This is a genomic window from Nostoc sp. MG11 (assembly GCF_014904695.1).
Classification (GTDB): Bacteria; Cyanobacteriota; Cyanobacteriia; order Cyanobacteriales; family Nostocaceae; genus Komarekiella.
This window is the reverse complement of record NZ_JACXXN010000201.1, coordinates 1-826: the sequence shown is the minus strand read 5'-3', so window position 1 is coordinate 826 and position 826 is coordinate 1. Positions and strand designations below refer to the sequence as shown.

1 protein-coding gene is annotated in these 826 nt (G+C 37.5%); it reads left to right on the top strand.

From position 1 onward, the window contains the following. A partial coding sequence (locus HCR01_RS38080) for an adenylyl-sulfate kinase (protein WP_193201037.1) occupies nt 1-420 on the top strand: 420 nt, incomplete at its 5' end. Nucleotides 421-826 lie beyond the last annotated feature (406 nt).

Below are 826 nucleotides of genomic sequence, written 5' to 3'. Positions count from 1 at the left end.
CGTCGTCTTGGTTTTGTTGCCCAATTACTCAGTCGCAATGGCATAATTGCGATCATTGCTGCAATTAGCCCCTATCGTGAAGTTCGAGAACAACTCAAAAAGACTTCTGCTAATTTTATAGAAGTTTATGTTAAAGCTCCCATAGCCGTTTGTGAATCCCGTGATGTTAAAGGACTTTATGCAAAAGCCAGGGCAGGGCAAATAGAACATTTTACTGGCATTTCTGACCCCTACGAAGAACCAATCAATCCAGATATTACCTGTTTGACAGATAAATTTACCGTTGAGCAATGTGTTGGGCAAGTGCTTGAGTATTTAGAGTCACAAGGACTTAGGGAAGACAAGCGATCGCTCGGTAGGTATTGCAATCAACGTAGAAGAGAAAGTGTTAAGTCTTCTGGAGTTGGAGTACAAGAATGAGATAACCCACTAAAAAATTTTGACAATTCGGCATCTAATGTCTTCTTGTTGCAGTTTCAACAGAGATATCAATACAACCAGACAGGAAAAAACAGAGTTACATCTTGAAGGTTGGGTAAAGAAGTTTATTTTATGTAGGAATAGTGATAAATAAATAAATAACTGTATTAATCAATATTTTGGTCAAATTAATAGCCGGAAAAATTTGGGCAAAACTCGCAAAATAATTTATAGATGAGGGTTTAACTTCAAAATGAGCTTGGACTCTCAAAGGATGTTTGAAAAATCGCAAAGTTTACCGAAGAACCTTACTTCGATTATTCTTCCCATAACAGGAACAGAGACTTTAAAAACCTCACTCCTTACAAGGGAATGGGTCTAGGTTATTAGAAGCACAGGTGACACT